Source organism: Novosphingobium sp. PC22D, from assembly GCF_002556635.1.
Taxonomy (GTDB): domain Bacteria; phylum Pseudomonadota; class Alphaproteobacteria; order Sphingomonadales; family Sphingomonadaceae; genus Novosphingobium.
Map to the genome: position 1 here is coordinate 51,841 of NZ_MWMO01000008.1, position 24,605 is coordinate 76,445.

The 24,605-nt window shown below is 68.2% G+C and carries 23 protein-coding genes; 11 read left to right on the top strand and 12 right to left on the bottom strand.

Translation table 11 applies throughout. The features are described from left to right. Window positions 1–140: 140 nt before the first annotated feature. The 3 genes from B2G71_RS13095 to B2G71_RS13105 all read right to left on the bottom strand — a co-directional run bounded on the left by B2G71_RS13095 (window position 141) and on the right by B2G71_RS13105 (window position 3,188). On the bottom strand, window positions 141–782 hold the full coding sequence (locus B2G71_RS13095; protein ID WP_098106520.1) for a nicotinate-nucleotide adenylyltransferase: 642 nt from the start codon (window positions 780–782) through the stop codon (window positions 141–143). Then, the gene (locus B2G71_RS13100) at window positions 779–1,819 is read right to left on the bottom strand and encodes an aldo/keto reductase (RefSeq protein ID WP_098106522.1); all 1,041 of its coding nucleotides are present in this window, start codon (window positions 1,817–1,819) and stop codon (window positions 779–781) included. The genes B2G71_RS13095 and B2G71_RS13100 overlap by 4 nt, the downstream gene beginning before the upstream one ends. A 94-nt stretch (window positions 1,820–1,913) precedes the next feature. Beyond that, window positions 1,914–3,188 (bottom strand): glutamate-5-semialdehyde dehydrogenase, encoded by a 1,275-nt coding sequence (locus tag B2G71_RS13105; protein WP_098106524.1) that lies wholly within the window; start codon window positions 3,186–3,188, stop codon window positions 1,914–1,916. Window positions 3,189–3,507: 319 nt separating this feature from the next. Here B2G71_RS13105 and B2G71_RS13115 point away from each other — a divergent pair, with 319 nt between their 5' ends. Continuing rightward, window positions 3,508–4,584 carry a M23 family metallopeptidase gene (locus B2G71_RS13115; protein WP_168176355.1) on the top strand — a complete coding sequence of 359 codons (1,077 nt, stop codon included), beginning with the start codon at window positions 3,508–3,510 and terminating at the stop codon, window positions 4,582–4,584. Then, window positions 4,577–4,996 (top strand): polymer-forming cytoskeletal protein, encoded by a 420-nt coding sequence (locus tag B2G71_RS13120; protein WP_098106528.1) that lies wholly within the window; start codon window positions 4,577–4,579, stop codon window positions 4,994–4,996. The genes B2G71_RS13115 and B2G71_RS13120 overlap by 8 nt, the downstream gene beginning before the upstream one ends. 106 nt (window positions 4,997–5,102) lie before the next feature. Here the strand turns inward: B2G71_RS13120 and B2G71_RS13125 are convergent, their stop codons facing one another. Continuing rightward, a complete protein-coding gene (locus B2G71_RS13125; RefSeq protein ID WP_098106530.1) occupies window positions 5,103–5,810 on the bottom strand; it encodes a DUF1013 domain-containing protein in 708 nt (235 codons plus the stop codon). Between the two features lie 166 nt (window positions 5,811–5,976). Here B2G71_RS13125 and B2G71_RS13130 point away from each other — a divergent pair, with 166 nt between their 5' ends. After that, window positions 5,977–6,651 carry a hypothetical protein gene (locus tag B2G71_RS13130; protein WP_098106532.1) on the top strand — a complete coding sequence of 225 codons (675 nt, stop codon included), beginning with the start codon at window positions 5,977–5,979 and terminating at the stop codon, window positions 6,649–6,651. Window positions 6,652–6,673: 22 nt separating this feature from the next. Here B2G71_RS13130 and B2G71_RS13135 read toward each other — a convergent pair whose 3' ends face one another. Next, window positions 6,674–7,288, bottom strand: a complete 615-nt coding sequence (locus tag B2G71_RS13135) for a glutathione S-transferase family protein (RefSeq protein WP_098106783.1) — start codon at window positions 7,286–7,288, stop codon at window positions 6,674–6,676. 38 nt (window positions 7,289–7,326) lie between these two features. Further along, entirely contained in the window at window positions 7,327–8,328 is a 1,002-nt protein-coding gene (locus B2G71_RS13140; RefSeq protein ID WP_098106534.1) for an NAD(P)H-quinone oxidoreductase, read from the bottom strand. Window positions 8,329–8,417: 89 nt separating this feature from the next. Between B2G71_RS13140 and B2G71_RS13145 the strand changes: the two genes are divergently transcribed. The 7 genes from B2G71_RS13145 to B2G71_RS13175 all read left to right on the top strand — a co-directional run bounded on the left by B2G71_RS13145 (window position 8,418) and on the right by B2G71_RS13175 (window position 15,582). Beyond that, the gene (locus tag B2G71_RS13145) at window positions 8,418–8,636 is read left to right on the top strand and encodes a DUF1192 family protein (protein ID WP_098106536.1); all 219 of its coding nucleotides are present in this window, start codon (window positions 8,418–8,420) and stop codon (window positions 8,634–8,636) included. Window positions 8,637–8,756: 120 nt separating this feature from the next. Next, complete coding sequence (clpA, locus tag B2G71_RS13150) at window positions 8,757–11,132, top strand: ATP-dependent Clp protease ATP-binding subunit ClpA (RefSeq protein ID WP_098106538.1); 2,376 nt, start codon at window positions 8,757–8,759, stop codon at window positions 11,130–11,132. Window positions 11,133–11,196: 64 nt separating this feature from the next. Further along, window positions 11,197–12,201 (top strand): ligase-associated DNA damage response exonuclease, encoded by a 1,005-nt coding sequence (locus tag B2G71_RS13155; RefSeq protein WP_098106540.1) that lies wholly within the window; start codon window positions 11,197–11,199, stop codon window positions 12,199–12,201. Between the two features lie 12 nt (window positions 12,202–12,213). Beyond that, window positions 12,214–13,806, top strand: coding sequence for a cisplatin damage response ATP-dependent DNA ligase (locus tag B2G71_RS13160; RefSeq protein ID WP_098106542.1), 1,593 nt, complete (start codon window positions 12,214–12,216; stop codon window positions 13,804–13,806). Window positions 13,807–13,887: 81 nt separating this feature from the next. Next, a complete protein-coding gene (locus tag B2G71_RS13165) occupies window positions 13,888–14,292 on the top strand; it encodes a group II truncated hemoglobin (protein ID WP_098106544.1) in 405 nt (134 codons plus the stop codon). A gap of 48 nt (window positions 14,293–14,340) precedes the next feature. Then, complete coding sequence (locus B2G71_RS13170; RefSeq protein WP_098106546.1) at window positions 14,341–14,976, top strand: DUF1275 family protein; 636 nt, start codon at window positions 14,341–14,343, stop codon at window positions 14,974–14,976. An 87-nt stretch (window positions 14,977–15,063) separates the two neighbouring features. Beyond that, entirely contained in the window at window positions 15,064–15,582 is a 519-nt protein-coding gene (locus B2G71_RS13175; protein WP_240530151.1) for a DUF1993 domain-containing protein, read from the top strand. Here the strand turns inward: B2G71_RS13175 and B2G71_RS13180 are convergent. From B2G71_RS13180 to B2G71_RS13205, 6 genes are all read right to left on the bottom strand, one after another. Further along, on the bottom strand, window positions 15,569–15,853 hold the full coding sequence (locus tag B2G71_RS13180) for a DUF167 domain-containing protein (protein WP_098106551.1): 285 nt from the start codon (window positions 15,851–15,853) through the stop codon (window positions 15,569–15,571). The two genes, B2G71_RS13175 and B2G71_RS13180, sit on opposite strands and share 14 nt — an antisense overlap. After that, entirely contained in the window at window positions 15,853–16,416 is a 564-nt protein-coding gene (locus B2G71_RS13185; RefSeq protein WP_098106553.1) for a gamma carbonic anhydrase family protein, read from the bottom strand. The genes B2G71_RS13180 and B2G71_RS13185 overlap by 1 nt, the downstream gene beginning before the upstream one ends. Further along, entirely contained in the window at window positions 16,413–18,656 is a 2,244-nt protein-coding gene (locus B2G71_RS13190) for a fused MFS/spermidine synthase (RefSeq protein WP_098106555.1), read from the bottom strand. Before B2G71_RS13190 ends, B2G71_RS13185 begins: the two co-directional genes overlap by 4 nt. Beyond that, window positions 18,638–19,183 (bottom strand): GNAT family N-acetyltransferase, encoded by a 546-nt coding sequence (locus B2G71_RS13195; protein ID WP_098106556.1) that lies wholly within the window; start codon window positions 19,181–19,183, stop codon window positions 18,638–18,640. The genes B2G71_RS13190 and B2G71_RS13195 overlap by 19 nt, the downstream gene beginning before the upstream one ends. Next, window positions 19,180–20,178 carry a porphobilinogen synthase gene (hemB, locus tag B2G71_RS13200; protein ID WP_098106558.1) on the bottom strand — a complete coding sequence of 333 codons (999 nt, stop codon included), beginning with the start codon at window positions 20,176–20,178 and terminating at the stop codon, window positions 19,180–19,182. The genes B2G71_RS13195 and hemB overlap by 4 nt, the downstream gene beginning before the upstream one ends. Before the next feature lie 61 nt (window positions 20,179–20,239). Then, the gene (locus B2G71_RS13205; protein WP_240530152.1) at window positions 20,240–21,889 is read right to left on the bottom strand and encodes a M23 family metallopeptidase; all 1,650 of its coding nucleotides are present in this window, start codon (window positions 21,887–21,889) and stop codon (window positions 20,240–20,242) included. A gap of 173 nt (window positions 21,890–22,062) precedes the next feature. Between B2G71_RS13205 and B2G71_RS13210 the strand changes: the two genes are divergently transcribed. Then, entirely contained in the window at window positions 22,063–24,600 is a 2,538-nt protein-coding gene (locus B2G71_RS13210) for a helicase-related protein (protein ID WP_240530153.1), read from the top strand. Window positions 24,601–24,605: the final 5 nt, after the last annotated feature.

Here is a 24,605-nt window from a genome sequence, read left to right on the forward strand (position 1 = left end):
TGTAGACTCCTCTCGTGCAAGTATTCGCAAGATGGGTTCCATCCCGCTTGCTGCAACCGCCATTTCGGAACGAGCGCTGATCGGAGCGTGAAAGCCAAGCCCCGAATGTGCGCCAGACCGCAAGGCGGCGACAGTCCTGCTCACGCGGTGGTACCGGAAATGGGACGATGCGTGATGTCGTCGCGCAAGGAGCCCGGAAGAGGCCTGGCGGCCCAGTCAGGATCGGCCTCGCGAAGCGCGGTGGCCGATCGTGGATCAGGATCGAAACGCAGTATCACAAGCGCCGGGGCGCTCCATCCGTCCCGGGTGAAGAGTCTGGACGCGGGCACCCGGTAACGCCCGAGCCAGGCCATCGCGGGGCTCGCGAAAGCATCGCCATCATAGCCCGGCCGGGCGATAACCGCAATCGGCATCGTGCGCGCGATCGCCCGCCAGTTCTTCCAGCGATGGAATTGCGCCAGATTGTCGCTGCCCATGAGCCAGACGAACCGGTTGCGCGGCCAGCGCGCGACCATCCGCCTGAGGGTGTTCCACGTGTAACGCGTGCCGAACTCGCGCTCGATCGCGGTGACGCGGATCGGCGCGCGGCGCGCCTGCTGGCGCGCCGACGCGAAGCGCATGGCCAGCGGGGCCATGCCCGCATCGCGTTTGAGCGGATTGCCGGGCGAGACCAGCCACCAGATCTCGTCGAGATGCAGCGCCTTGGCGGCGAAAAGCGATATCCGCCGGTGCCCGCCGTGCGCGGGATTGAAGCTGCCCCCCAATAGACCGATTCGGCTCACCGCGCGGGCATGGCCCCGGCCTGCGCGCCCGAGCGATAGGCCGCTTGTCGCTCGATCATCCAGCCGGGATAGGTCGAGCCGGCCGGCATCGCCCCATCGAGGCGGGCGATATCGTCGGGAAACAGCGCGAAGCGCGTCGCACCGAGATTGTCGGTGAGTTGCTCGGCCTTGCGCGCGCCGACGATGAGGCTGGTCACGACCGGCTTCGACAGTAGCCAGCTCAACGCAACCTGCGGCACGCTGGCGTCGTGGCGCCCGGCGATCTCGCGCATGAGCGCGACGAGATCGTAGGCCCGCTCCTTATCGATCGGCGGGAAATCAAAATTGGCGCGGCGGCCCTCGCCCTCGCTCTCGCGGGTGTACTTGCCCGAGAGGAATCCGCCCGCGAGCGGACTCCAGACCATCAGGCCCAGTCCTTCGCTTTCGAGCATCGGCACCAGCTCGGTCTCGAGATCGCGCCCGGCCACCGAGTAATAGGCCTGAAGCGAGGCGAACGATTCCCAGCCGCGCCGCTCGGAAATTCCCAGCGCCTTGACGATCTGCCAGGCCGCCCAGTTCGACACGCCGATATAGCGCGCCCGGCCCGAGCGGACGATGTCGTCGAGCGCGCGCAACGTTTCCTCGAGCGGCGTCGCCGGGTCCCAGCCGTGGATCTGGTAGAGATCGACGTGATCGAGCCCGAGCCGTTCGAGGCTGGCGTCGATCTGCGTCAGCAAGTGGTAGCGCGAGGCGCCGCGGTCGTTGACGCCACCGCCCATCGGCCCGAGCGCCTTGGTCGCGATCACGACATCACTGCGCGCCACCCCGAGATCGCGCAGCGCCTGCCCGGTCACGGTCTCGGCAAGCCCGCCCGAATAGACATTGGCGGTGTCGATGAAGTTGATCCCGCCTTCGAGCGCGGTCTTCACGATCGCGTTGGCCGCCTGCTGATCGAGCGATCCCATCGCCGACCATTGGCCGCCCCCGGCGAAGGTAATCGTGCCGAGGCATAGCTCGGACACGAAAAGGCCGGTCCGTCCCAACGGCTTGTATTTCATCGCTGACAATCTCCTCACGCTGGCCCGCAGATGGGATCGCGGAGCCGCGATCGCAAGCGCCGCGCGGACCGCCGCTCCGGCGCGGCGCGAACTCTCAGGGGCGCGTCTGGCCGCTGCCGCGCACGACCCACTTGTAGGTCGTCAGCCCCTCGAGCGCGACGGGGCCGCGCGCATGGAGCCGCCCGGTGGCGATGCCGATCTCGGCGCCGAGCCCGAATTCGCCGCCGTCGGCGAACTGGCTCGAGGCGTTGACCATGACGATCGCGCTGTCGACTTCGGCGAGGAACCGCTGCGCCGCCGCCTCGTCGGCGGTGACGATCGCGTCGGTGTGGCGCGAGGAATGCGCGTCGATATGCGCGAGCGCGGCGTCGAGCCCGTCGACCACGGCGACCGAGACGATCGCATCGAGATATTCGGTGTCCCAGTCCTCGTCGCTGGCGGCTCCGATCCGCGGGTCGAGCGCCCTTGCCCGCGCGTCGCCGCGCAATTCGCAGCCCGCGTCGAGCAATGCCGCGACCACGCTCTCGGACGCGGGAAAGGTGGCGTCGAGCAGCAGCGTCTCCATTGCCCCACAGATGCCGGTGCGGCGCATCTTGGCATTGAGCACGATGGCACGAGCCATTTCGGGCTCGGCGGCGGCGTGGACGAAGGTGTGGCAGAGGCCGTCGAGGTGGGCGAGCACCGGCACCCGCGCATCGGCCTGGACGCGCGCCACGAGGCTCTTGCCGCCGCGCGGCACGATCATGTCGATCAGGCCCGCCGCGGTCAGCATGGCGCCCACCGCCGCGCGGTCCTGCGTCGGCATGAGCTGCACCACATCGCCCGGCACGCCCGCCGCCTCGAGCCCGCGCGCGAAGGCGGCGAGGATCGCGCGGTTCGAGTGGACCGCCTCGCTGCCGCCGCGCAGCAGCGCCGCGTTGCCCGAGCGCAGGCAGAGCGCGGCCGCATCGGCGGTGACGTTGGGGCGGCTTTCGTAGATGATTCCGATCAGGCCGATCGGAATGCGCACCCGCGACAGGACGAGGCCGTTGGGCCGCTCGCTCGCGTCGATCACCTGGCCGAGCGGATCGGGCAGCGCCGCGACCTGCTCGACCGCGTCGGCGACGGCGTCGAGGCGCGCGGAATCGAGCCGGAGGCGGTCGAGCATGGCGCCGGACAGACCGTTCGCCTCGGCGGCGGCGAGGTCCTCGCCATTGGCCGCGACGATCGCGGCGCTGTCCTCGCGCAAGGCCGCCGCGGCGGAGCGTAGCGCGGCGGCGCGCGTTTCTCCGGAGAGCGTGGCGAGACGGCGCTGAGCCTGGCGACCGGCCCGCGCCAGCCGCGCGACCATCGCTTCGGGCGATTCCACGATCGTTTCCTGCATGTTCATGCCCGGGCGCCTAGCACCGGACGGCGAGATTGTCACCGCGCGGGCGGGACAAGACCGCTGCGCGCAAACCGATATCGAACGAGGATATCAGGATAGCCCTTGATATCGGGTTCCCGCGAATCAGGCGGTTCATCGCGTGGAGGGCTCGGTTCATCTTGATTCCGCACACGCGTAAGCTGACCTGATTCGCCATATCGCAATGCCGCTGCTAGCCGCTCGGACAAGCAATGAGGCAAGCGGGGTTGTCGAATTGAGTAGTCATACCGCCGGCGCGTTCGGGTCGCGCCTGCGGGCCACGTTTCCCGATCGCGAGTTTTTCATGCGATCGCGGGGTCAGGTCCGTTTTATCAAGATTTCGTCTCGTCTGCAGATCCTGGCAGCTTCGATCGTCGCCCTGCTGGTGACCGCCTGGATCGTCGTGATGGCGACGTTGTCCTTCATGCAATACGCGGCCAACCGCGACCGCGTGGCGCTGCTCGACCGCGAGGCCAAGGTCGCCAGCGCCGAGAGCCGGGTCGAGGAATACCGCGACGGCATCGACACGGTCGCGAGCGATCTCGCGCGGCGGCAGGACTTCATCGAGAAGATGGTCGAGGCCCACCTCGGCGATCTGCCGAGCGAAGCCGAAACCGGCGAAACGGTGACCGACAGCCGCGACGAAACCGCCAGGACGGTCGAGAAGATCAGCGCCGCGCTGCCCGAAGCCGGCGCGCTCGCGCGGATCGAGGCCGATCAGCTCGCGTTCGTCGAGCGGCTCACGCGTTATGCCGATCGCCGCGCCGAATCCGCCTCCGACGCGATTTCGCGGCTGGGGCTCAATCCCAATGCAATGGTGGCCACAGTCTCGAGCGCCGAGGGTGGTCCGCTGATGCGGCTGGCGACCTCGCGCGACGGCTCGCTCGATCCGCGTTTCCAGCGCCTCGGCATGAGCCTGGCCCGGATGGACGCGCTCGAACGCAGCCTTGCGGGCATTCCGCAGGTCAAGCCGACCAAGGTCCCCTACGTTTCCTCGAGCTACGGCTATCGCAGCGACCCGTTCACCGGCGTCGCGGCGTTTCATGCCGGCCTCGATTTTCCCGGCCCGCTCGGCTCGCAGATCTATGCCGCAGCCAAGGGGACCGTCAGCTTCGTGGGCAGAAAGCAGGGCTACGGCAACTGCATCGAGATCAATCACGGCAACGGGCTGATGACCCGCTATGCCCACTTGTCGCGCTTCGGCGCACGCGTCGGCCAGAAGGTCGGCATCGGCGATTCGATCGGCGCCATGGGCAGCTCGGGCCGCTCGACCGGATCACATCTTCACTTCGAAGTCCGGGTCAACGGTCGTCCGGTCAATCCGCGACCCTTCCTGGAGGCAGCAGGGCATGTTCGGAAAGCAGACGAAAGCAATGGCTAGATCCGTCCCCATGTCCGGTCGCTCGGGCGATTCGGCGACATTCTCGATCTTCGGCGGGGACACGGTGATCCGCGGCGACGTGACCGCGGAGGCCGACCTCCACGTCGATGGCCGCATCGAGGGCGACATCACCTGCAAGTCGATCGTGCAGGGCGAGGCCAGCGAGATTTCCGGCGCGATCGCGGCGGAAAGCGTGCGCATCTCGGGCCGCGTCACCGGCACGATCGCCGCACGCGAAGTCGTGATCCTCAAATCGGCGCGGATCGAGGGCGACGTGAGCTACGACGTGCTGACGATCGAGCAAGGCGCGCAGATCGACGGACGGCTCAGCCCCAGGGGCGCGGCGCCGGGCATCGCCCAGCGCGGTGACCAGGGCGAAGCGCGCCTGATCCTCGCCGCTCCCGCCGAATAGACCCGGCCGATACGAAAAGCGCCCGACATTCCGCCGGGCGCTTTCGCATTTTTCAGATAGCCGCTTCAGACGACAACGCGGCGTCCGCCGAAGCGGACGGCGCGAATCAGTTGCCGCCGTTCTCGGCCGCCTCGGCGGCGCGCTTGGCCTCGAGCCAGGCCGCGGCCTCGGCTTCCTGCGCGGCCTCGCTGGCGGCGCGCGCGGCGTCCTCACGCTCCTTGCGCAGTTCGTCGATGAGCGCCTGCTTGTCGTCGCCGAGCCGCGAATCATCGACCACCTCGTCGGCGATCCCCGCCTTCTTGGCCGCCTTGGCGACGACCGCGTCAAGCTCGCGCTGCGAGCACAGACCGAGCGTGACCGGGTCCTTTGGCTGGATGTTCTGGATGTTCCAGTGCGTCCGGTCGCGGATCGCGGCGATGGTGTTGCGGGTCGTGCCGATCAGCTTGCCGATCTGGACGTCCGAAACCTCGGGGTGGTGGCGCAGGATCCAGGCGATGCCGTCCGGCTTGTCCTGCCGCTTCGAGACCGGCGTGTAGCGCGGCCCCTTGGTGCGGCTGACGGTGACCGGCGCCTTGTGCATCTTGAGCGCATAGTTCGGATCGGCCTGGCCCTTCTCGATCTCTTCCATCGTCAGCTCACCGGCGCGAACGGGATCGCGGCCAGTATACTTGCTCGACGCAAGGTCGTCGGCCATGGCCTGAACCTCGAGAATATGTAGACCGCAGAATTCGGCGATCTGCTCGAAGGTCAGCGCGGTGGTGTCGACAAGCCAGGAGGCCGTGGCGTGCGGCATCAGCGGTGTCGGCTGGCTCATGGTTCTTCTCTCCAGCGGAAACAATAAGGGCCGCCCCTTCGCGGAGCGGCCACTGCACCCGATCACTTAGGCGATCCGGCCGGTTTCGACAAGCCTTGCAGCACTAATCTCGCCTTAATCCCTCGCTGCTATCCAATCCGACGAAGGCGCGGCCGGGGGGTGAACCATGCGCAAGTTGATTCTGGGGTCCTGCCTCGCGCTTGCCGCCTGCGGCGGCGGCGAGGATTTCGCGCTCGACGTCGCCATGCCGGCGACGACCGCTTATGCCGATCTGTCGCGTTTTTCGGGGTCGCAGCTCACCAACCTGCTCGGCCTGCCCGCAGTGAGCCGCGAGACGCCCGAAGAAGGCGAAGTGGTCTATACCATTGCCTCGCTCGACAGCGACGAGCCCGGCCGCATGGCGTTCCTCGTCGAGCCGGTCGATGCGGGCAAGTCGCGGATTCACGTCACGCTCGATCTGCCGGACATCACCATGACCGATCATGGGCAGAACAAGATCCTCAGCGAGCCGAAGAGCGAAGCCATGCTCCGCCAGCAGCTCGAGAACTGGGCCCGGGCGCGTTCGAGCGGCGAATCCGCGACGGGCGAGCTCGGCAAGCTCGACCTGTTCGTCGGCGCCATGGCGCTGGTCGTCTCGCCGAGCCGCCACGACAAGGCGCGCTCGCTCGCGGCGCTGGACGGCCAGCTCGCCGATTTTGGCGGGATGGGCGGCTCGATCGACGGTTTCGGCAGCGAAAGCCGGCCCGACCTCACCGCCAGGGAAATCGTGCCCGAAGACCCGACCTATCGGGGCCAGGACGATCCGTTCGACGACGGTGAAGCGGGCGGCTGGGGCGAGTGAGCCTTGGCCGCGATCGCGTCGGTCAGGTCATCGGCACGTAGCGGGGCAGCGCCTCGACCCGCTTGAGCCAGCCGCAGATCGCCGGATAGTCCTTGAGCCGGAACCCGCCCGCCTCGCAGACATGGGTATAGGCGTAGAGCGCGATGTCGGCGAGCGTCACCGTCTCGCCGACGAACCAGGCTTCGCCCGCGAGCTTTTCCTCCATGAGCCCCAACGCCGCCTCGCCGCCGGCGCGCTTGGCCATGATCTGCCCGCGCTGGTGCTCGGTGAGATTGGCCTCGCCGACGAAGTGCAGCCAGAAGCGCAGCGTCGCGACGTTGGGTTCGCGGTTGTATTGCTCGAAGAACATCCAGCGCAGCATGTCGGCGCGGTCGAAGGGGTCTTCGGGGATAAGGAACGAACCCTCGGCGAGAAACCAGCAGGCGGCGTTGCTTTCGGGCAGGAAGCGATGGCCGACCTGGAGCACCGGGATGCGCCCGTTGGCATTGACCGACTGAAGGAACTCCGGGCGGCGCGTGTCACCCTTCATGATATCGTACTGGCGCAGTTCGAGCGGCAAGCCGAGCATCGCCGCGGTCAGCTTGATCTTGTAGCAGTTCCCACTGCGCGGGTCCTCGTGGAGTATCAGTCGATCCATCGCGCCCTCCTTGCGGAACAGGCGTAACGGCGGCGCGATCAAACCTCCAGAACGATCTTGCCGATGTGCGCGCCCGCCTCCATCCGCGCGTGAGCGGCGGCGGCCTCGGCGAGCGGAAAGCAGCGGTCCATCACCGGCCTCAGCTCGCCCGAGGCGACCATCGGCCACACGTTCGCCAGCACTTCCTGCGTCAGCAGCGTCTTGAACGCATCCGAGCGCGGGCGCAGCGTCGAGCCGGTCAGCGTGAGCCGGCGCGACATCACCACGGCCATGTTGAGCTGCGCCTTCGCCCCGCCCAGCACCGCGATCGTGACATGGCGGCCGTCGGGCGCGAGGCACTTGAGGTTGCGCGGGACGTAGTCGCCCGAAACCATGTCGAGCACGAGGTCGACGCCCTTGCCCTGCGTGATCCGCGCGACTTCCTCGACGAAGTCGCTCGCCTTGTAGTCGATCGCGTGGGCCGCGCCGATCTCGAGCGCCCTGGCGCACTTGTCCGGTCCGCCGCAGGTCACGATCACCGTGATGCCGAACAGCTTGCCCAGCATCGTCGCCATCGTGCCGATGCCGCTGGTCCCACCATGGACGAGGATCGTTTCGCCCGAGGTCGCCCAGCCGCGCTCGAAGACGTTGTGCCACACGGTCAGCAACGTCTCGGGCAAGGCCGCGGCCTCGGCGAGCGAGAGCGAGTCGGGCACCGGCAGGCACTGTCCGGCCTGCGCGAGACAGTATTCGGCATAGCCCCCGCCCGCCACCAGCGCGCAGACGTTGGTATTGCGCATGTCCGCATCGACGCCCTCGCCGAGCGCCACCACCTTGCCGGCGACTTCCAGGCCAAGCAGCGGCGAGGCTCCGGGCGGCGGCGGATAGGCGCCCTGGCGTTGCAGTACGTCTGGCCGGTTCACGCCGGCATAGGCGACCTCGATCAGCACCTGCCCCGGACCGGGCCGGGGCGTGTCGACGCGGATCGGCTTGAGAACGTCGGACTCTCCGGGTGCGTCGAATCCGATGGCGGCGATTTCAGCGGGAATCACGACAGACATGCGGACTAGTTGCCACAAGGGTACGGGTTTGGCGAACATCTATTCAAGGCCGTTGACAGTTGCCGATCCGAGTCCGATGCTGCGATGCAATGGACGACGACGATCGACCGCGGCGGCGGTTGCCCGAGCAGAGCCTCGGAGCCGCCAGTCTCCTCGCTGGCGAAAGCCTCGATAGCTATTCGCTGGACGAGCTCGACGCACGTGTCCTGCTTCTCGAGACAGAGATCGCCCGTATCCGAGCTCACCGTGAGAAGGCGGCGGCGCATATGAAGGCGGCCGCGGAACTCTTCGGGCCAAGGTCCACGTGACCGGCCCGGGGGCCCACCTCCAAAAGTTCCCTCAGCTTCCTATATCGGAAGCGTTAACCGCTACGCACCACACTCTCACGAAAGACGAGGTGCCGTTTTCTCCCAACGAAAGACCGCTCAATGCCCAGTTTCGCGCAAAGCCTTGAAAAGACGCTTCATTCGGCGCTCTCGCACGCGTCGGACCGCAGCCATGAATATGCGACTCTCGAACACCTGCTGCTGGCACTGATTGACGATCCCGACGCCGCGCAGGTCATGCAGGCCTGCGGCGTCGACCTCGGCGATCTCGGCGACGTCGTGCGCCAGTACCTCGATCAGGAATACCAGTCGCTCAAGACCGAGGAAAAGGGCGACCCCGCCCCCACCGCCGGCTTCCAGCGCGTGATCCAGCGCGCCATCCTCCACGTCCAGTCCTCGGGCAAGGACACCGTCACCGGCGCCAACGTGCTGGTCGCGCTGTTCTCCGAGCGGGACAGCTACGCGGTCTACTTCCTCCAGCAGCAGGACATGAGCCGGCTCGACGCGGTGAGCTACATCAGCCACGGCATCGGCAAGGGCGGCCGCCGCATCGAGGACCGCACGCCCAAGGGCAGCGAGGAGCAGCAGCCGCAGGCCGAGGAGAAGTCCGAGACCAAGAGCGGCAGCAAGAAGGACTCCGCGCTCGACCAGTTCTGCGTCAACCTCAATGAAAAGGCGCTGGCGGGCAAGGTCGATCCGCTGATCGGCCGCGGCCCGGAGGTCGACCGCACGGTGCAGATCCTGTGCCGCCGCTCGAAGAACAACCCGCTCTACGTGGGCGATCCCGGCGTCGGCAAGACCGCCATCGCCGAAGGGCTCGCGCGCAAGATCGTCGAGGGCGACGTGCCCGAGGTGCTCGAGGAAGCGGTGATCTACTCGCTCGACATGGGCTCGCTGCTCGCCGGCACGCGCTATCGCGGCGACTTCGAGGAACGCTTGAAGCAGGTCGTCGCCGAACTCGAGAAGATGCCGCACGCGATCCTGTTCATCGACGAGATCCACACCGTGATCGGCGCGGGCGCGACCAGCGGCGGGGCGATGGACGCCTCGAACCTGCTCAAGCCGGCGCTTTCGGGCGGCACCATCCGCTGCATCGGCTCGACCACCTACAAGGAGTTCCGCAACCACTTCGAGAAGGACCGCGCGCTGCTGCGCCGGTTCCAGAAGATCGACGTGAACGAGCCGACCATCGAGGATACGATCAAGATCCTGCGCGGCCTGCGCTCGGCCTTCGAGGAGCACCACAAGGTCCGCTACACGCCCGACGCGATCAAGACCGCGGTCGAGCTTTCGGCGCGCTACATCAACGACCGCAAGCTGCCCGACAAGGCGATCGACGTGATCGACGAAGTCGGCGCGATGCAGATGCTGGTCGCGCCCAGCCGCCGCAAGAAGACGATCACCGCGCGTGAGATCGAGGCAGTGATCGCGACGATGGCGCGCATTCCGCCCAAGACGGTCAGTTCGGACGACAAGAAGGCGCTCGAAAGCCTCGAGAAGGACCTGAAGCGCGTCGTCTACGGCCAGGACAAGGCGATCGAGGTGCTCTCGACCGCGATGAAGCTCTCGCGCGCGGGCCTGCGCGATCCGGACAAGCCGATCGGCTCGTTCCTGTTCAGCGGGCCCACCGGCGTCGGCAAGACCGAAGTCGCGCGCCGGCTCGCCTCGATCATGGGCATCGAGCTCAAGCGCTTCGACATGTCCGAATACATGGAGCGCCACTCGGTCAGCCGCCTGATCGGCGCGCCTCCCGGCTACGTCGGCTTCGACCAGGGCGGCCTGCTCACCGACGCGGTCGACCAGAACCCGCACTGCGTGCTGCTGCTCGACGAGATCGAGAAGGCGCACTCGGACCTGTTCAACATCCTGCTGCAGGTGATGGACAACGGCCGGCTCACCGACCACCACGGCAAGACCGTCGACTTCCGCAACGTCGTGCTGATCATGACGACGAACGCGGGCGCTTCGGACATGGCGCGCCAGGGCATCGGCTTCGGTGACGTCTCCAAGGCCGACGCGGGCGACGAAGCGGTGAAGCAGATGTTCACTCCGGAGTTCCGCAACCGCCTCGATGCGATCGTGCCCTTCGCCTATCTCGGCAAGGAGACGGTCAGCCGCGTGGTCGACAAGTTCATCCTCCAGCTCGAGCTGCAGCTCGCCGACCAGAACGTGCATATCCAGTTCGATTCGGATGCGCGCGAATGGCTGGGCGACAAGGGCTACGACAAGCTCTACGGCGCGCGGCCGATGGCCCGCCTGATCCAGGAAAAGGTCAAGCAGCCGCTCGCCGAGGAGCTGCTGTTCGGCAAGCTGGCGCACGGCGGCGAGGTCCACGTTTCGAAGAAGAAGGACGAGGACGCGCTCTCCTTCGAACTAACTCCGGCCCCGCCGAAGCTCACGCGCAAGAAGAAGAAGCCGGCGGCCAAGAAGGTGACCAAGAAATCGCCGCCGCCTACCGAGACCAGCCCGGACGAGTAAGCTTCTCCCTCCGGGACAGGCACGATGGGGTGGAACCAGCGCGGTTCCGCCCCATTTTGCTTTCATGTCTCGCGAATTTGGCTGGATTCGGCCCGAGCCTTGGGGAATCCACGTCGTCCCTGCCGATTGCTGGATCGATCCGGCGCGTCCCGTCGAGCGGGCGCTGGTGACCCACGGCCACGCCGACCATGCGCGCGGCGGGCACGGCGAGACCATGGCGACGGCGGAGACGCTCGCGATCATGAAACTGCGCTACGCCACCGACGACGGCGCGGTGCCGGTGGCCTACGGCGAGACGATCGCCCTACCCGGCGGCGTCGCCGCGACCTGGGTTCCCGCCGGCCACGTGCTCGGCTCGGCGCAGATCCTGCTCGAGCACGCGGGCGAGCGTATTCTCGTGACGGGCGACTTCAAGCGCCGACCCGACCCGACCTGCGCGCCCTTCGAAATAACACCGTGCGACGTGCTCGTCACCGAGGCGACATTCGGGCTGCCGGTGTTCCGCCATCCGCCGGTCGAGCACGAGATCGCCAAGCTGACTGGTGCGCTGGCCGACAACCCCGAACGTTGCGTGCTGGTCGGCGCCTATGCGCTGGGCAAGGCGCAGCGGCTGATCGCCGAACTGCGCCGCGCGGGCCACTCGGACACGATCTATCTCCACGGCGCGATGGAGAAGATGTGCCGGCTATACGAAGAACACGGCGTCGATCTCGGCGATCTCGCGCTGGTGAGTGACGTCAAGAAGCCGAACCTTGCGGGCACGATCGTCGTATGTCCGCCCTCGGCGCTAAACGACCGCTGGAGCCGCCGCCTGCCCGAGCCGATCACGGCGATGGCCTCGGGCTGGATGCGGGTGCGCCAGCGCGCGCGCCAGCGCATGGTCGAGCTGCCGCTGGTGATCTCCGATCACGCCGACTGGGACGAATTGACGCGGACCGTGAGCGAGGTCGATCCGGTCGAGACCTGGATCACCCATGGCCGCGAGGAGGCGATGCTGCGCTGGTGCCAGCTCAACCAGCGCCGCGCCCGCGCGCTCGCGCTCGTCGGCTACGAGGACGAGGATGACTGAGGGGCGCGCCTGATGGAGGCCTTCGCCGCCCTGCTCGATGCGCTGGTCTATACGCGCAGCCGCAACGCCAAGCTGAAGCTGCTCGCCGACTACCTCGTGCGCACGCCCGATCCCGACCGCGGCTGGGCGCTCGCGGCGCTCACCGACGGGCTCGACTTTCCGGCGGTGAAGAGCGCGACGATCCGCAACCTGCTCACCGAACGCGTCGACCCGGTGCTCTGGTCGCTGAGCCGCGACTACGTGGGCGACAGCGCAGAGACCGCGAGCCTGCTCTGGCCCGAGCCCGCCGAAGCCCCCTCCCCGCCGACGGTCTCCGAAGCGGTCGACGCGCTGGCGAAGATGACGCGCGCCACCGTCATGAGCGAGTTGCCCGGGCTGCTCGACCGGCTCGATGCCGAGGGCCGCTACGCGCTGCTCAAGATGGCGACGGGGGCGATGCGCATCGGGATTTCGGCGCGGCTCGCCAAGACCGCGTTCGCGCGGGCCTTCGACGTGCCGGTCGAGGACGTCGAGGAGTACTGGCACGGCCAGCAGCCGCCCTACACGCCCCTGTTCGACTGGGCCGCGAACGGCGCCGCGCCGCCCTCGGCGGACGACATGCCGCTGTTCCGGCCCTTCATGCTCGCGCACCCGCTAGAGGACACCGTGCTCGACATGGCGGACTACGCGGCCGAGTGGAAATGGGACGGTATCCGGGTGCAGCTCGTGCGGGCCGGAGGGGAAACGCGAGTCTACTCGCGCTCGGGCGACGATATCTCGGCGACCTTTCCCGAAATGGCCGAGGCGCTCGATATCGACGCGGTGCTCGACGGCGAACTGCTGGTGCGCGGGAGCCATCAGGGGGGCGCGGCAGGCGGCGCGGCGAGCTTCAACGCGCTCCAGCAGCGGCTCGGGCGCAAGACCGTCTCGACGAAGCTGCGCGAACAGTTCCCCGCCTTCGTGCGGCTCTACGACGCGCTGATCGTCGAGGGCGAGGACTTGCGCGAGCAGCCCTGGACCGAGCGGCGCTGGCGGCTCGAGGCGCTGGTCCCCCGGCTCGATCCCGAGCGCTTCGACTTGAGCGAAGTGATCGCTGCGGAAACGTTTGAAGACTTGCGCGCGATCCGCGGCCGCGCGCGTGACGATGCGATCGAGGGGGTCATGCTCAAGCGGCGCGGCTCGCCTTACGTCGCCGGGCGCCGCGTTGGGCACTGGTACAAGTGGAAGCGTGATCCGCTTCTGATCGACTGCGTGCTGATGTATGCGCAGCGCGGCTCGGGCAAGCGCAGTTCGTTCTACTCGGACTACACCTTCGGCTGCTGGGACGGCGACCCCGCCGCCGGAGCCGAACTGCTGCCGGTGGGCAAGGCCTACTTCGGCTTCACCGACGAGGAGCTGAAATTCCTCGACCGGCACGTGCGCAATCACACGGTGAACCGCTTCGGGCCGGTGCGCGAGACCGACAAGAGCCTCGTCTTCGAGGTCGCCTTCGATTCGGTCCATGCCAGCAAGCGCCACAAGTCGGGCCTCGCGATGCGCTTCCCGAGGATCAGCCGCATCCGCACCGACAAGCCGGCGCACGAGGCCGACCGCATCGAAGCGCTCAAGGCGATGATCCGCGACTAGTTCTTGACCGCAATCAAATCGGCTGGGCTAATGCCGTCCTAGTGATCAGCCTCGCGGGAAATTCACCGGAGAGAGAGATTCGTGGCCACGCAGCCCAAGACCGAGACGCCCCAGACCCCCTTCGATCGCCTGGGCGGGCACGCGACGTTCCGCGCCATCTGCGAACGCTTCTACGACCTGATGGACAGCGACCCCGCCTATGCCGAACTGCGCGCGATGCACGCCGCCGATCTGGCGCCGATGCGCAAGTCGCTGCCGCTGTTCCTCGCCGGCTGGGCCGGCGGCCCGCGTGACTGGTTCGAAGCCAATCCGGGCCGCTGCATGATGAGCGTGCACAAGCCCTTCACGATCAACCGCGCGGTGGCGGCGCAATGGGCCGAAGCGATGCAGCGCGCGATCGCCGACGTCGATCCGCAGCCCGCCGACATGGCCAGGGCGATGGGCGACGTGCTGGCCGATCTCGCGCGCGGCATGGGCCGCGACTGACGCGACTGAACAGTCGCGCGATGCCGCGCCAGCCGCTAGGCTGCGGGCATGAACAGGCTCGATCCGCAACGCCAGCTTCTGGGCATGGCGATCGCCGCACTCGCCGGCTACGTCGACGCCGTCGGCTATCTCTCGGCAGACGGCTATTTCGTTTCCTTCATGTCGGGCAACACCACGCGCATGGGCGTGGATTTCGTCTCCAGCGGAGCGCGCGCGCTTATCCCGGCGATGCTGATCGCCGGTTTCGTCGGCGGCGTGACGACGGGCAGCGTGCTCGCGGCCAGGACCGGGCGTTGGCGCAAACCGGTGATCCTGCTGTCGGTATCGGTGCTGCTCGCGCTGGGCACGCTGATCGCCTTGGCGGGGCCGCATGGTCTGGCGCTGCTCGCGCTGGTCGTCGCAATGGGCATGCTCAACACCACCCTGCGCCGCGAACAGGACCCGATAGGCCTCACCTACATGACCGGCGCGCTGGTCCGTATCGGACAGGGGCTTGCCGCAAGGCTGAGCGGACAGGACCGGGTCGACTGGCTTCCCTTCCTGCGCTTGTGGCTGACGCTCGCGGCAGGCGCCGCTCTGGGGGCTTTCACCTACCTGCGCGCCGGCAGCCTGTGTCTGATCGCGGGAAGCATCTGGGCAATCCTCGCGGCCCTTTTCGCCTCGCGGTTCGTCCGACGCGCCTGAGGCGGCGGCAGACGCGGCATGCCGTCTGGCGCCGCCGCGCCTTCCTCGCTAGGGACCACCCGACTGCCCGAGCAAAGGACACCCCCTGTGCAATACGCCGACTTCGCGTTCACGACATTCCGCAACATGCTGGCCATGACGATCCATCTCATCGCCAAGGCCGAGGAAGCGGGCAAGGGCGCCGACCTGCTCGACGCCCGGCTCGCCGAGGACATGTTTCCACTCGCGCGCCAGATCACCATCGTCGGCTGGCAGGTCAACGACATGCTCAACCGCTGCGCGGGCACGCAATTCGCCCAGGCGGAGGACGATCCGCGGACCCTGGCCGAGGGCCGCGACTATCTCGCGTCGGTGGGCGCGCGGCTGGAGGGCATCGACGCCGGCGCCTGTGCCGCGGAAGACCAGACGATCGGTTTCGACCTGCCAATGGGCATCGGCTTCGAACTCACCGCCGGGCAGTACGTGCGCGACTGGGCGATCCCGCAGTTCTACTTCCACGTGATGACCATCTACGCGATCCTGCGCAGCCAGGGCGTCGATCTCGGCAAGCGCGACTACGTGCCCTATATGATGCAGTACCTGAAGCCGGGATCTACGCTCGGCTGAGCCGGAACTGCTTGTCGCGCGAAGTTGCGCCGCGCAACAATTCGAGCCTTGACGGGGCGACGCCAAGGCCGGTTGCGAGCAGACCGCGCACCGCCTCGTTGGCCTTGCCGCCTTCGGGCTTGGCGCGGACCTTGGCGAGCACCTTGTCCCCGGCGATCTCGAGCGCTTCGCTGCGCGCACCGGGGGTGACGCGCACGCTGATCACGCCCGCTTCGTCGACATGAGCGGCAAGCGCCTCGGCATCGGGAAGCGGGATGCGCGGCCGCGCCATCAGGCTCCGGCGCCGAGCGCGCCGGCGTGGCGCTTCCCGTTTTCGACGTAGCCCGCCACGCCGGCCCGATGCGCCGCCTTCTCGTCTTCGGACAAGTCGCGCGCGAACTTCGCCGGGCGGCCCATCCACATCTGGCCGGCGCCGATCGTCTTGCCGGGCGTGAGCATCGCCCCGGCCGCGAGCATGCCGTCCGATTCGATCGTGCAGCCGTCCATCACCACCGTGCCGAGCCCGACGAAGGCGCGGTTCGCGAGGGTGCAGCCGTGGACCATCGCCATGTGTCCGATCAGCACGTCCTCGCCGATCAGGGTGGGATAGCCGTCGGGCCGTCCCGGCTTCGGGCTGTCGCAATGGACGACGCTGCCGTCCTGGATGTTGGTGCGCGCGCCGATCACGATCCGGTTCACGTCCGCGCGGATCACGCAGTTGTACCAGATGCTGACGTCGGGCCCGATCTCGACGTCGCCGACGATCCGGCAGCCGGGGGCGATGAAGGCGGTGGGATCGATCCTCGGCGTCTTGCCGTTGATCGCTGCGATGGTGATGTCGGTGCGGTCGGTCATGGTTTCCCCAATAGCTTGTCCCAGCGGATATAAGGCAGGATCGATGCGTGATCATCGGTCCAGACGCGGTCCGCCGGCGGTGCGAGCCGGTCCCATCGCGCGTCTTCGCGCATCGCGGCAAGCGCGGCGAGGCGCGAAGCGTCGCGCGAGACGGCGATCCAGGAAGACGGCGTTTGCAACAGCCGGTCGTAAGGATTGTTGTTGCGGATGCGCGCCTCGACGCCCTCGGCCCTGGCGATGGCCGATACCACGGGTTCGAGGTCGATGTAGCGGTTCGAAATGTGCAGCAACAGGATGCCGTCGGGCGCGAGCGCGCGCAAATAGACTTCGATCGCGTCCTGCGTCACCAGATGGAGCGGAATGGCGTCCGAGCTGAACGCGTCGATGACGAGCACGTCGAAGCTGCCGGGCTTCACGCCCTCAAGCTCGAGCCGCGCGTCGCCGATCACCACGTTCGCACGCGGGGTGCATTGCGAGAGGTAGGTGAAGGTGCCGTTGCGCGAGAATTCGAGCACAGTGCGGTCGATCTCGAAGAAGGTCCAGCGCGCTTCGGGTCCGGCAAGGCAGGCGAGCGTGCCGGTGCCGAGCCCGACGACACCGACGCGCGCTCTCGGCCCGTAGAATCGCGGCACCGCATCGAGCACGATTTCCGCCCCCGAGCCGGGGCCGTAATAACTGCCGACGTCGCGCGAGTGCGCCGGGTCGGTCGACTGCTGGCCGTGAAGCGTGGTGCCGTGGACGAGCAGCCGCAGCCGGTGCTCGGGGTATTCACGCACGGTATAGACGCCAAAATAGCTGCGCGTGCGCTGGCCCGCGAGGCTCGTCTCGATCGTGCGCACGCCGCCTTGCGCGACCATCATCGCCACCAGCACCGCGACGAAGGCCCAGCGCCAGGGCACCAGCATCAGTCCCACGCCGGTGAGCACCACCGTCAAGAACACCCGGTAGATCACCTGCCCGTCCTCGACCGCGGCGTCGAGCAGCAGCCAGGTCAGGAACGCGGCGAGCAGCAGGAGCGAGCCGAGCGCGATGCGCGCCATGGCCGGTTCCATGTCGTCGAGGCCGCGCCAGTCGAGCCTGGCCGGCTGCGGCAGCAGCAGCGCGGCCATCACCACGAGCAGCGGATGCTCCCAGACCCAGTCGAACACCACCGGCGCGACCAGGGCGGTGAAAGCCCCGCCGAGTGCGCCCCCCACCGACATCACGAAGTAGAACAAGGTCAGATGCGCGGGGTCGGGGCGGCAATCGTAGAGCCGCGTGTGCAGCGCGACCGCGATCGCGAAGAGCAGCAGGCAGCTTTCCGCCGCGATCGTGAGCGTGCCCGTGTTGCTCGAAAGCATCGCGAAACTTCCGGCGAACAGGACGATCGCCGGCGCGGCGAAGGTCAGCGCGTGGGCGAGACCGCGCCGCTGGGCGAAGGCGACGACGAAGCTCAGCAGGTAGAGGCCGAGCGGGATCACCCAGAGCAGCGGCATCGCGAAGATATCGGTGGTCAGGTGCGTCGTCGTCGACAGCATCAGCCCCGAAGGCACCGCCGAAAGCGCCAGCCAGAGCGCGACACGCCGCCAGCCGACCGGCTCGCCCGAGGAGTCGGCCTCGGCGACGAAGGGGACGTCGGGCCGGCCTCGCCAGCGCCGCGACGACCAGCCGGCCAGCGCCACGAGCACGATCAGGAGGGCATAGCCCAGGCTCCAGGCGAAGCTCTGCGCATGCAGCGAGAGCAGCGGCTCGGCGACGAGCGGATAGGCGATGAGGCCGATGAAGCTGCCGATGTTCGAAGCGGCATAGAGCGACCAGGGCTCGCCCGCATGGGGATTGGCCGCGAACCAGCGCTGCATCAGCGGCGCCTGCGCCGAGACGGCGAAGAACACCGGGCCGACGGTGAGCACCAGCAGCAGCGGCACCCACAGCACTTCCCATCCCGCCTCGGGCGAAGCGAGCGGATAGAGCGCGATCGGCAGGACCGTCGCCGAGATCAGCAGGACGAGCAGGTGCAGCGCGGCCTGTCGGCGCACCGCCATGCGCGAGAGCCAGTGCGCATAGGCGTATCCGGCGAGCAGCAGCGCCTGATAGACCACCATCGCGCTGTTCCAGACGTTCGGCGCGCCGCCCAGCCGGGGCAACGCCATGCGCGCGACCATCGGCTGGACGAGGAACAGGAGGAAGCTGCCGACGAGGATCGTCGCGACGAACAGGGCGCGGCGCTGCGAGATCGGGATGATCAGCCCTCCGGGATCCATGCGGCGCGCTCGAGCGCGTAGACGACGTGCCGCAACAGCGGCGAATCGGCCGCCACTCGCGGATGGTCGAAGTCGCGGCCGGCCTGATACGTCATGGCAAGCCGCTCCATCACCGCGCGGCTGCGGCTGTTGGTCGCGGCCGTGATCGCCCAGATCGCATCGTCGCCGAGATGAGTGAAGCACCAGTTGCGCGTCGCTTTCGCGGCTTCGATGGCATAGCCCCTGCCCCAGCAGTCGCTCGCCAGCCGCCAGCCGATCTCGACCTTGTCGACGACCGGGCCGACGCTGCCGCGGATCGCGCCGCACCAGCCGATCAGCCGCGCATCGTCGCGGCGCTCGAGCGCCCAGAAACAGTGCCCGAGTTCGGCCTGGAGTCGCTGCATCCGCTCGACCAGCGCCTGCGTCTCGACATGGCTCAGCGGCGGACCGAGCGTCGCCATGACGAGCGGATCGCTGCATATGGCGTGGAACGCGGCGATGTCATCGGCCCTCCAGGACCGCAACCTCAGGCGCTCGGTCTCGATCATGCGCCGAGCAGTCTCGCCGCGTGCGCCGCGTGGTAGGTGAGCACGCCCGAGCATCCGGCCCGCTTGAAGGCCAGCAGCGTCTCGAGCACGAGCGCGTCGCGCTCGCCCGCGCCGGCGGCGACCGTGGCCTCGATCATCGCGTACTCGCCCGAGACCTGATAGGCGAAGACGGGAACCTCGAAGCGCTCCTTCACCCGTCGGACGATATCGAGATAGGGCAGCCCCGGCTTGACCATGACGCTGTCCGCGCCCTCGGCGAGGTCGAGCGCGACTTCGCGCAGCGCCTCCTCGCTGTTGCCCGGGTCCATCTGATAGGTCTTCTTGTCGCCCTTGAGCAGCCCGCGCGAGCCCACCGCGTCGCGGAACGGGCCGTAGAAGGCCGAGGCATATTTCGCCGCGTAGCTCATGATCTGGACGTTGGTGTGCGCGCCGGCCTCGAGCGCGGAGCGAATCGCGCCGATGCGCCCGTCCATCATGTCGGACGGCGCGATGATGTCGGCCCCTGCTTCGGCCTGGTTGAGCGCCTGGCCGACAAGCACGTCGACGGTATCGTCGTTGCGCACGTAGCCTTGCTCGTCGATCAATCCGTCCTGGCCGTGGATGGTGTAGGGATCGAGCGCGACGTCGGTCAGCAGGCCGATCTCGTCGCCCACCGCGTCGCGGATCGCGCGCAGCGCGCGGCACATCAGGTTGTCGGGATTGCTCGCCTCGCGCCCGTCCTCGCTGCGGCGCTCGGGCTGGGTATTGGGAAACAGCGCCAGGCACGGGATGCCGAGCCCCACCGCCTCGCGCGCGCGGATCGCGATCTGATCGACCGACCAACGCGAGACGCCGGGCAGCGAGGCGATCGGCTCCTCGACGGCGGTGCCGTCGGTCACGAACAGCGGCCAGATGAGGTCGGACGGATCGAGCCGGACTTCACGATGGAGCGCGCGACTCCAGGCCGTGGCCCGGACACGGCGCATCCGGACCTGGGGATACATGCCTGTTGTCATGCGCGGGTGCTTGCCGCAAATCGCATCGGGCTTCAATCGCTACCCGCGCGGCACCGCCGGTTCAGTCCTTCATCGCCACCGAAGTTGTGGACGCGGCCGCGGCAACCACCGCGCGCTGCGGCGACAGCCGGTCGATCTCGCGGGCCGGCGCGTGCGGTTGCTCGGCGGCGGGCGCCATGTCCGCGAGCGCGGCGCCGGGTTCGACCGCCATCAGCGCGGCGAGGCGCCGCTTGAACGCGGCCAGTTCGTTGCCGTCGATTCGCGGCTGCGAGACGAAGCGGATCGTCAAGGGATCGACCTTGCGATTGCCCTTGTAGGCCTCGAAGTGGAGGTGCGGACCGGTCGAAAGCCCGGTCGAGCCGACATAGCCGATCACTTGTCCGGCGCGCACCGTGCTCCCGGACTTCACCGCGATGCGGCTCATGTGCGCATAGCCGGTGGCGAGGTGCCCGCCGTGCTCGATCTTGACGTAGTTGCCGTGTCCGCCGTGCCGCCCCGAATAGGACACGCGGCCGTCGGCAACGGCATAGATCGGCGTGCCGTAGCGCGCGCCGTAGTCCACGCCCGAATGCATCCGGCGATAGCCCAGGATGGGATGACGCCGCATGCCGAAGCGCGAGGTGACGCGGCCGGAAACCGGCTGCCCCGGGGCCCGGCTGTAGGTACGGCCGACGCCCGAGGCCTCGAACATCTCGCCGTCCTTGCCCCAGCGCACGAGCTGCAGCTTGGGTTTGCCGTCGCGCTCGATCCCGGCGTAGAGCAGCTCGCCCACCTGCCGTTCGCCCTTGGCCGAGCGCCTGTAGGCGACGATCAGGTCGAAATCGTCATCCGCGCGGATGTCGCTTTCGAGGCTCAGGTGCCGGTCGATCGCGCGCAGGTAGTCCTGGATGCCGGCGATCGGCGCACCGCCGTTGCGGGCCGCGCGATAGAGGCTCGAGCCGACCTTCCCGCGAATCCGCAAGGGCGTCGCGTCGACAGCGATCGGATGGCGTACGAGCGCGAGGCCGCTCTCGCCGCGTTCGATCGAAAGGTCGAGATCGAAGCGGGCGCGGAAAGCCATCGATTCGAGCGCGCGGGGCAGACCCGGTCCTGGGCGCCGGCCAAGCGTGATGTCGAAGCGCGTTCCCGGCGTGATGTCGCCGGTCTCCATCGTCGCGCTCACGAGCTGGAGCACCCGGCTGCTGTCGCCCCCGCTCAGACCGGCGCGTTCGAGCATGCCGCCGAGACTGTCGCCACGGCCCAGGGTCGAGACGAGCTCGATAGAGGGCCGCTCGGGCGCGCTCCTGAGCGGCGTGACGAGACTGGTCGCGCCCATCCGGCGGCCGCTGTCGGCGCCGAGCGCGAGCGGCATGATCATCTGGCTGCGGAATTCGTCGCGTACGCGGTCGTCGACCGGCATCGACGTGGCGGCTTCCACCGCCGAGACGTCGGGCCAGAAGGCCAGCGCGACCGCGCCGAGGCCGACCAGCGTGCCGAGACCCCGGAACCAGCGCGCGCTGCCTATGTCCTGCGCGAGATCGGGCGCGAGGTCGATGCGATGGCACCAGCCTTCAAGCCGGTCCCGGAACCGCGTGACCGCATCGCGCCTCTTCGACGTTTCACCTTTAGGTAGATCTACGTGGTCTTGGCCAGGACCACCCCCGGAGGCGGCGCACGGCTCGTCGGCGATGGTGTAATCGCGCTGCGCATGACTTTGCGGTGACCTGTGCAAAAGTCCGACCCTCTTGGTCCTTTTGGACGCCCACCCCGGACGCTTCGACAATTTCCCCTGCCTTATCAAGGTTAACCGAGTTATAACGCTGTGGAGTATTCTGTGTCGGCGCGGCGAACCGCCTCTTGCTAGCGGCGAAAGGCAATGCCACATTCCCCGGCGAGATGGTCGAAATGCCGCCAGCCCGTTCGCGCAGCGGCCCCCCGGGCGGGGTCAAGGCCGTGCTTGGTCCGACCAATACCGGCAAGACCCATCTCGCTATCGAAAGGCTATGCGCCCATTCGAGCGGAGCCATCGGCTTTCCGCTGCGCCTGCTGGCGCGCGAGGTCTACGATCGGGTCTGCGCGATCAAGGGGCCGGGCAGCGTCGCGCTGATCACCGGCGAAGAGCGGATCGAGCCCAAGGACGCGCGCTGGCTGCTGTGCACCGCCGAAGCCATGCCGGTCGTGCAGGACAATCTCGCCTTCGTCGCGATCGACGAGGCGCAGCTTTCCGCCGACCGCGAACGCGGCCACATCTTCACCGACCGCCTGCTGAACGCACGCGGGCGCGAGGAAACGATGATCCTGGGCTCGGCGACGCTCGAACCGATGGTGCGCTCGCTCATCCCCGAGGCCGAAATCGTCAGCCGCCCGCGCTTTTCCACCCTGAGCCATGCCGGCGCGAAGAAGCTGAGCCGGATCCCGCCGCGCAGCGCGATCGTCGCCTTCTCGGCCGAGCAGGTCTACACGATCGCCGAGATGCTGCGGCGCTTTCGCGGCGGGGCCGCGGTTGTCATGGGTGCGCTCAGCCCGCAGACGCGCAACGCGCAGGTCGAACTCTATCAGTCGGGCGAAGTCGACTATCTCGTCGCCACCGACGCGATCGGCATGGGGCTCAACCTCGATGTCGAGCATGTCGCCTTCGCGGGTCTTTCCAAGTTCGACGGAGTGCGCCAGCGGCGGCTGACCACCGCGGAAATGGCACAGATCGCCGGACGCGCCGGGCGGCACCAGAAGGACGGCACTTTCGGCACGCTTACCGGCAGCGGCCACGATTCCGAATTTGCCGACGAGGAAGTCTACGCGATCGAGGAGCATCGCTTCCCGCCGCTGACCAGGCTGTTCTGGCGCGAGCCCGAACCGCGCTTCGACGATCTCGCGACACTCATCGCCGACCTCGAGACCCCGCCCGAAGAGCCGCAACTCACGCTCGCACCCGAGGCGATCGACCTTGCCGTGCTCAAGCGTCTCGCCGAGGACGCCGCGATTGCCGGCGATGTGCGGGGCCCCGGCCTCGTCCGCCGGTTCTGGGAAGCCTGCTCGCTGCCCGATTTCCGTCAGCAGGGCCCCGATACGCACGCGCGCTTCGTCGCCCGGCTGTGGCAGGATCTGCGACACGGCGAACTCGGCGCCGACTACGTCGCCCAGGCGATCGCGCAGCTCGACAATCTTTCGGGCGACATCCACACGCTGCAAGGCCGGATCGCGGCGATCCGCTCGTGGGCCTATATCGCCCAGCGCCCCGACTGGGTCCTCGCGCGCGACGAGATGGCGGCGCGCGCCCGAGCGGTCGAGGCGCGGCTTTCCGACGCGCTCCACGCCAAGCTGACCGAGCGCTTCATCAACCGCCGCACCGCGGTGCTGATGAAAAAGGTCGGCGCCGACGCGGCGCTGCTCTCGGTGCGGCTCGAGGACGAGGAAGTGCTCGTCGAAGGCGAGCACATCGGATCGCTGCGCGGCTTCGCCTTCCGCGTCGATCCCGGCGCGCGCCATTCCGACCGCAAGCTGCTGCTCGCGGCGGCCGAGCGTCACTTGCCCGCGCTGCTGGAGAAACGCGCCGCCGCGCTCGTCGACGAGATCGCGCGCGGCGAGGCCGTGCTGACGATCGAAGACGCGGAGATTCGCTGGGACGACCAGCCCGTCGCGCGGCTCGCCGCGGGGCGCACGCTGCTGAGCCCGCAACTCGTCGCCGAACGGTCGCTCGATGCGCTTTCGGCCGCTTCGCACGAACGCCTCATGGCGGCGCTCGGGGAATGGCTCGCGGCGCGCCTCACCCCGCTCGACCCGTTGCGCAAGCTCGATGCCGCCGCGCGCAGCGCCGAGGGCGGGCCCGAGCTGCGCGCGCTGCTGATCGCACTCGTCGAGGCGGGCGGCGCCTTGGCGCGCGAGCGGTCGGGACTCGAAAAGCTCGACAAGGAGCAGCGCAAGGCGCTCACCAGGCTCGGCGTGCGGGTGGGCGCGCTCGATCTCTTCATCCCGGCGATGCTGCGCCCGGCCCCGATCGCCGCCTGGCATTTGCTCTGCGAGGTCGCAGGGTGCCCGGTTCGCGAGGGCCCGCCCGACGAGACGATGCCCCCAGTCCTGCCGCTCACGCGCAATCAGCGCATTCCCGGCTACCGCAATATCGGCAAGCAGCTCGTACGGCTGGACATGGCCGAAAAGCTGCTGCGCGAGGCGCATGACTGCCGCACGAGGGCCAACCGCAAGCCGTTCGTGCTCGATCCCGCGCGCGCCGTCTCGACGGGCATGACCGACGCCAGCTACGCCCGGCTGCTGCGCCTCGGCGGCTTCCAGCCCAAGCCTTCGAAGCCGCTCCGCGAGGGAATGCACGGTCCGCCCGCTCCCGAGCTGTGGCGCTGGCGGCCGCCGCGCCGCCCCGCCGCGCAGGAGACTGCGCCAGTCGTCAGGCCCGACAACGCCTTCGCGGTGCTCGCGGATCTGGTCCGGTGACTTGC